Raw genomic sequence first — 6,921 nt, 5'->3', positions numbered from 1 at the left:
CGCCAACCTGTGCCGGCGAACTCGCCGCCCGCGATTCTGGCCGGCCGCGACGAGACTGTCCCTTAATCGAGGAGCTATGATGATTGCCGCACGCGCCGTTTCTGGTTCTGCGATCCTCATTATGCTGGGATTGCCGGCAGTCGCGTTTCCGCAGCGGGCGGACGCTCGCAGTACTCCGTCATTCCAGGCGTTGACCGTCGCTGGCGACACCATATTTGCGGGAACCGAACGGCACGGCGTTCTTCGCTCGGACAATGCGGGGCAGAGCTGGAGCAATGCGGGGCTGTCGGGGCGGAACGTTGCTGCCCTGGTGCGGACGCCGACCGGGGCACTCGTCGCCGGCATCACCGGATGGAACGGTCAGCTGCACAGGTCCGAGGACCACGGAGGAACGTGGCCTCGCGTCGAGATCGAGCCGTTCGTGCACGCGCTCGCCGTGGATCCAGACGGAGTGATCGTTGCCTCATCCGGAACGAAGGTGCTGCGCTCCTCTGACGACGGGCGGACGTGGCAGCAGGTGCAGCATCCTTCAGGACCCCGGGACATCAACGCGCTCACGTTCACCCCCAGCGGCACTCTGTTCGGTGGCGGAGAGGCAGGGGTTTTCCGATCCAGCAATCAAGGGTGGTCGTGGTCCCGGGTGGGCCAGTGGGATTTCGGGACGATCCGTGCGCTCGCGGTTGATCAGGAGGGAAACCTGTTTGCAGGATCCAACCAGGGCGTGTTCCGCTTCGACGCGGATGCGGACCGTTGGGTCCGCAGCCATTATGGCCTCGCTGGCGGGACCGTGTGGGCGCTCCATTCGGCAGGAGGGATGCTGGTTGCCGCGACGGACAGCGGGGTCGCCCTGTCCGGCGACGGGGGCCGAACGTGGGAGATGCGCTTGCCCGGAGGGAGGTCGCGCGCTCTCACGATGAGTTCCGATGGTACCGGACTCTATGCAGCCGTTGCCGGCTCCTCGGTCCTCACGCGCCTGCCGCTGGACGCCTCACCAGCATCCGCCCGGGCGGATGCGGCGCCCCTGGGCGGAACGGCGCCGGGACAGCGCACGCTCTATTTAGCCTGGTCCAGCGCCGGAGAGCCCATGTACATGTTCCCTTTCGCGGTTGTCGATCACCGGGGGTTCCGGGATCCGCGGCTCGGCTTCTATCCGCGGGAAGGTTCGATAGCCGGTCAGCAGTTCGTCGCCGCCACGGAGCGGATGCATCAAGCCTATTTCCCAGTGGGGCAGAGCGTCGCCTACGGGCGAATGGGGGAGGTACTGGGGGTGGCGAGGATCATGGCTCCAAGCCCGCCCTCACCCGACCGGAGTCGGAGGTGCGACTACCCGACGACGGCTATTGAGCCGGTTTCCGGCGCGCGCCTCAGCTCCGGCGCGATCGTCGTTCATCCCGACGATGGCGTCCGTGTACGCCGGGTTACGCGCCCAAGCGCGGCACAGACCGCTGCGGTCCGTGAGTACGTCCAAAGGGTGCTGCTGGACTCGGGTGTGCCGATGTCCATCGCGGCGCGAGCGCGTTCGCTGGACGCGCAGCCGGTGGCCGTGGCGGACCTCGAGCGTGACGGACGGCCTGAGCTCATGGGGAGCTACGAAGCGTTGCCGGAGAGGGAGGAAGAGGATGGGTACGGGCTGGTGTTCATCCTGACGCAGACTCCGTCCGGCGGCTGGGAGCCGGTCTACCTCGACTTCTACGAACGCCCGCAGCTCGGGAAACCTCCCACGCGCTGGTTCCTGGACCATCTCGATGCAGATGGGGATGGAGTGGAAGAGGTCATCATGGAGGGGACGAGCGGCGCGTCTACACCGTGCTGAAGAAGACGGGCGGCGGCTGGGCACCCGTTTACGATGCCTACTCCGGAATGGCGATCACCTGGTGCATGGAGCGCTAGGGTTGCAGCTGGGCACCTTGAATAGACATCCGAGAATGAGCTCTTCCCGAAAGATCCTCGTCGTGAGCGGCGTCCTCGCCTGGGCCGTGCATGGGCCCGTCGCAGGGCAGCAGATGCAGCGTGTCGCGATGAACGCGCAGGTCAACGGCGTCAGCTATTCGCCCGACGGTAGCCGGATCGCGGTCGCAGTGGAGGATGGCCGGCTGGTGATGGTCGACGGCGCGGGAGCCCGCGTCTTGAGCGAGCATCGGCCACACCGGGAGGCGGTCAACGCAGCGGTTTTCTCTCCGGATGGCCGAGTCCTGGCCACCAGCGGACAGAACGGAGAGATCGTCCTGTGGGATGCGGCAGACATGCGCGAGATCCGCCGCCTGCACGGGCACGAGGGCCCGGTGTACCGGCTCGCGTTTTCGCCCGATGGGCGCTTGCTCGCGAGCGGTGGAGACGACAAGACGGTGCGGACGTGGGATGTGGCAACCGGTGACCAGGTCAACAGCTTTCCCGGCCATCCAGGGCCCGTCGTATCGCTTGCATTCTCTCCGGACGGGCGGGTCCTGGCGAGCGCCAGCCTGCGGGCCAGGCTACGAACCGGCCGAACCCTGATTCTCCGCGACGTGGGCACCGGGCGAGCGTTGATGGAGCTCACCCCCCACACGTACCGCGGCTACGGGCGAAGCGAGAGCATCTACGCCGTTCTGTTTTCGCCGGACGGACGCGAGCTGGCCACCGGAAGCGACAACCGTGAGATCATCCTCTGGGACAACCTCGTGAGCGATACCCTGGTGATGCTGGAGGGCCACCGGGGTGCGGTCACGTCGCTGGCGATGTCGCCTGATGGTCGACTCATCGCGTCCGGTGGTTTGGACCGGCGTACACTCGTATGGAGCCGGGGCACCGGCCGGGTGGCGTTCGAGCTCCCGGTCGCCGAGGATTGGGTGTGGTCCGTCGCCTTCTCCCCTGATGGCCAGCGGCTCGCGCACGGGAGCAAGGACGGGAGCGTGAGGGTCTGGGACCTCTCGGAGCGGATTGCCGCGCTCGCTCCAGAACCGCCTGCCGCCGCGGAGCCCGGGGCCGTTCAACCCGGGGCCGGACGCGGTCCCCGTATGGTTCTCTTTACCCTCGAACCCGGTGAGTACGGAGTTGCGGAGATGTCAGCGGACCCCTTCGCGGTGTTCCAGGGTGGCCGCTTCGTCTCTCCGTTCGAGGGCTTCATCCCCGAAAGCGGCTTCACGTACTCCGGTGACTCACGGGAGGCCTCCCGCCGCATACGGGAGGCCTATTTCCCTCCGCGCGGCACCCTGGACGTGCTGCGCGGCGGATTGCGGATCGGCGCCGCGACGTTCAACCGGGTGGACTACGATGGCCCTGACCTCTTCGGCGGCTGTTTTCTGGGTTTCGGTGCCACGGCCAGGGGGGCGTTCACGGCTCCTTCGCGTGTGCGCCGATTCATCGGGGTTACAGGCGGGCGTGAGTTCCTGGAGGGACGCAGCACACGCAGGGCGGCTACGGCAGCCGAAAGGTCCAGCTTTCTGCGGCAGGCGCGCGACGTCCTCCGCAGCCGCGGTGCCCCTGCGGGCGCGTTGGCCTCAATCCGTGTTGTAGCCGATGAAGCGGCCGAGGTCGAGGTGATCGACCTGGATCGGGATGGCAGTCCCGAACTGGTCGGCACGGTCGAATCGGGGGCGGCCGGCAGCCAGCACAATCTGTTGCTGATCGTCAGCTCTGATGCCGGAGTGACCCGGCCGGTCCTGGTCAGCTATCACCGAAGCGCCGCCGAGATCGGCGGGAATCAGTCGCATGAAACTGAGCAGTTTGTCGACCACATGGACATCGACGGCGACGGTGTGGATGAAGTGATCGCCACCAAGGCCCAGTACGAGGGGATGTACTACGTGATCTTCAAGCGCAGCAGCAGCGAAAGCGAATGGAGCATGGTTTACCGGGGTGGTGGAGGCGGCTGCTGAGTAACGGTCACCATGAAGTGAAGACATGCCTGTATGCGGGATCCCAGCCAGCAGTTGGTCGTATCTGAAACGCAGCTCGGCGCCATCGGCGAGAACCTGGTCGCGAACCACCTCGTCATGGCGTCCGCCGGCCGCCTGTCCCCGTTCCGCCCGGTGGCGGATGACGGGGGCATCGACGTGCTCATCTATGACAAGGTCACTGGCCAAGCGCTGCCGCTGCAGGTGAAGTGTCGAACGCGAACCTCGGCGAGGCACCCCAAGATCGTGCACTTCCAGGTCAGGAAGGCGACGTTCGTCGAGCATCACCACGGACACGTGCTCTGCGTTTATTTCAATCGTGCGACCCTCGCTATCAGCCGTGCGTGGCTGATCCCCATGCGCACTTTCCTCTCCGTCGCCTTCGAACAGGCAGACGACTACCGCGTGCGTCCCAGCATTGACATGAGCTCGGCAGACCGCTACACGCCCTTTCGCTGCACTGACTTGGGTGAGGTAGCGGAGCGCCTGATCACGTATTTCGACGCGCTGCCGCCGCACTGCTGAACGCGTCGATCACTTCCGGTTCATGGCAAAGGCAGTGGCGCGGCCGGAAGCGGTCTCGCCGCACTGACCGAAGACGCGGGCGGGATCGGCGGGAACCCCCGCCGGTCATCATGAACCCGCCGCACGACCACCGTCCCGCCCACCGCGCGGAGCTGGCGCTCGTAGCTGCGCCCCGGCACCGCGGCCGGCCCGGTGAAGACCATGTTTCGGTGTCCCCACCCGCCCGGCGGCTGGAAAGCCGGGTGGAGCAGCCGCTCGTCGAAGAGCACCGTGCGCGAGGCAGGCTGCACGGAGGCCGTCCCGGACGGCGGCACGACGCCGACGGGTGCGCCGTATGCCGCGCACTGCGCAGGGCTCAGCGTCACGTCGCGGGCTTCGATCGCGCCGACGATCCTGAATCCCGCGCCGCTCCAGTCCCCGAGCACCGCCGGCACCCCTTCCCAAACGCCCCCGAAGTACTGGCTCCCCGTGCTCCCGCAGTAGCCGCTCCGGATGACCGCGTACAGGGTGACGTTCGACTCGGCGCGGAGCGGCAGCGCGACCGGCTCGGATGACCCCGCCGGTGGTACGCTGTCCCAAACCACGGACGTCTGCAGCTGCGTCACGGCCTCGTTGGGCAGCACGACCACGCGCGGCGCGTGGATCTTGGCGGGCGGAGGGCCGTTGAACGCCGGGTGCGTGCTGATATTGAAGCTTCCGGCCACGTAGACGGGGATCTCCGAGTGGATCGTGAGCGGCCCCGCGAGTGCGCGCCCGTTGGCCAGCAGCACGATCTCCTGCGCGCCGGAGGGGTTCGCGCCGCTCGCCTGGCCGGCGGCGCGGCGGATCGACAGCAGCCCACCCGCGACAGGAGGGAGGGCGGAGACGTCGATGCGGAACCCATAGAGATTGGTCGGGCACCGCGCCGTGCGGAACGAGTTGCCCGCGACCGTTCCCGTGCACCGGGTCTCCCGCCGGAGGTCCGGGAGCAGCCCGCGCCACGGAAACCCAGGCGCCGCCGGATCCGGCGCGGTGAACCCCGCTGGCTGGGGACCGGAGAAGGGCCAGGGAACGTAAGTGATCGCGGCGAGCACGTCGGCGCATCCCGCGTCATACGCGGCGCCGCACACGACCGAGTATTCGGTGCCGGAGCCGCGCGTGGTCCGCTGAACCTGCACCGACGGGAAGTACCGCGCGGCGCCGCCGCAGGCGAGCGCACCGGCGGCGGGGACGTCGTCGCATTCTCCCGAGCCCGCGATGGAGGCGCTGCTCAGGCGCCCGGGGCCGATCGCGCCGCCCAGCGCGGAGGCGATGCGCACGCGCCCGCCCCACGGCGCGAGCACCCCGTCGAGCGCTCCTTCCGCCGCCTCCCGGGATACCGACGCGAGCGGCAGCTGTCCATCGGCGCCGACCACGAAATGCGCTGCGGGGGCGTCCGCCGCGATGCCGTCGCGCGCTTCAATCCCACCCGTGTAGCGGATCAGGTGAGGACAGGAGAGCGCCACCAGGCGGCCATCCACGCGCACGGGCCCGCCCACGGCGTTGCTCACGGTTTCCGAGGAACACATCTCCGCGTCGCCTTGGACGTACACGGCGTGCTGGTGGGGCGGGACCTGGGAGACAGCCAGGTCTCTGCGCACCCGGTACGTTCCACCCTTGCCGCGCACCGTCGCGTACATCGAGACGACCACCGTCCGTGTCGCGACAAGGCCGCCCACGGGCGGCACTCCCGCGTACGACAGGCGCGGCTGGTCCGTCCATGCCGCGAGTGGCGCCTCGTCGTGGGGGATGCGCTCGCCGTCCCGCACCTCGATCACCCGCCACCCGGTGCGTGCGAGCTCCAGCTCCAGCGACGGGCCGAGCCCGGCCCCGAGTTCCGCGGCCGATCCGTTGAGAAGCGCCAGGTCGGCGCCCCGGAGCGCGCCGGAGGTGGCCTGCACACGTGCGAGAAGCCGCTCCTGCATCTCGGCGATCACCGCGTCGGCCGCCGCCGCCAGCCTCGCGCGCTCTGAGCCCGCCGCCGACGAGCGCTCTTCCGCGACGGTGAGGAACACGCTGGTCGTCACGATCAGGGTTGCGGCGACGGTCAGAACGAGTACCGCGTTCAGCGCGAACCCCCGTCTGCAGCCGAGTCGCCGCACGACCGGGCGAAGGGCATCAGCGCACGTCACCGGTCCCTCCCTCCAGCAGGGCAGGCGTCGCGACCACCACCCGCCGCTCCCGTGCCTCCGGCAGCCCGTACCCCAGGGTAGCGGCGCGGTAGACGTAACTCACGCCCACCGCGGCGACCGTGTGATGGCCCCGGATGAACCACGACCCGGGTTCGTCGCCGGAGACGGCCGGCACACTCCGCCAGGCCCAGTTCGCGTTCCCGGGCACCGCGGCCAGATCGGGCGCCGCCACCCCGGGCCCGCGCCGCCAGGCGCCGCCGTGCAGGGTTTCCACCCGGAGTCCTCGGACCGGCCCGGCCACCACCACCGGCGGCCGCCACGCACCGGACTCCGCCACCCCGTTCTGCCTGACCAGGACCGTGTCTCCGCCGGGT

The 6,921-nt window shown here is 68.9% G+C and carries 5 protein-coding genes; 3 read left to right on the top strand and 2 right to left on the bottom strand.

Annotation, left to right across the window (positions count from 1 at the left end):
- Positions 1 to 76 precede the first annotated feature (76 nt).
- The 3 genes from VFZ20_RS01795 (at position 77) to VFZ20_RS01785 (ending at position 4,397) form a co-directional block, all read left to right on the top strand.
- Positions 77 to 1,813: a hypothetical protein gene (locus VFZ20_RS01795; RefSeq protein ID WP_329682101.1), complete on the top strand. Its 1,737-nt coding sequence runs from the start codon at positions 77 to 79 to the stop codon at positions 1,811 to 1,813.
- Between the two features lie 112 nt (positions 1,814 to 1,925).
- Entirely contained in the window at positions 1,926 to 3,854 is a 1,929-nt protein-coding gene (locus VFZ20_RS01790) for a WD40 repeat domain-containing protein (protein WP_329682100.1), read from the top strand.
- Between the two features lie 33 nt (positions 3,855 to 3,887).
- Entirely contained in the window at positions 3,888 to 4,397 is a 510-nt protein-coding gene (locus VFZ20_RS01785; RefSeq protein WP_329682099.1) for a hypothetical protein, read from the top strand.
- 20 nt (positions 4,398 to 4,417) lie between these two features.
- Here the strand turns inward: VFZ20_RS01785 and VFZ20_RS01780 are convergent, their stop codons facing one another.
- Both VFZ20_RS01780 and VFZ20_RS01775 read right to left on the bottom strand, forming a co-directional pair.
- Positions 4,418 to 6,547 carry a hypothetical protein gene (locus VFZ20_RS01780; RefSeq protein WP_329682098.1) on the bottom strand — a complete coding sequence of 710 codons (2,130 nt, stop codon included), beginning with the start codon at positions 6,545 to 6,547 and terminating at the stop codon, positions 4,418 to 4,420.
- Positions 6,534 to 6,921: hypothetical protein (locus VFZ20_RS01775; RefSeq protein ID WP_329682097.1), on the bottom strand; the 388-nt coding region annotated here is incomplete at its 5' end. The genes VFZ20_RS01780 and VFZ20_RS01775, both read right to left, overlap by 14 nt.

Origin of the sequence: Longimicrobium sp., assembly GCF_036280135.1 — a bacterium.
Taxonomy (GTDB): domain Bacteria; phylum Gemmatimonadota; class Gemmatimonadetes; order Longimicrobiales; family Longimicrobiaceae; genus Longimicrobium.
The sequence above is the reverse complement of the archived record's forward strand: the minus strand, read 5'-3'. Positions and strand labels throughout refer to the sequence as shown.

What these genes read in the sequence shown, in the direction of transcription:
- VFZ20_RS01795 (WP_329682101.1), top strand. Translation starts at nt 77, where the DNA reads ATGATGATTGCCGCACGCGCCGTTTCTGGTTCTGCGATCCTCATTATG.
- VFZ20_RS01790 (WP_329682100.1), top strand. Translation starts at nt 1,926, where the DNA reads ATGAGCTCTTCCCGAAAGATCCTCGTCGTGAGCGGCGTCCTCGCCTGG.
- VFZ20_RS01785 (WP_329682099.1), top strand. Translation starts at nt 3,888, where the DNA reads ATGCGGGATCCCAGCCAGCAGTTGGTCGTATCTGAAACGCAGCTCGGC.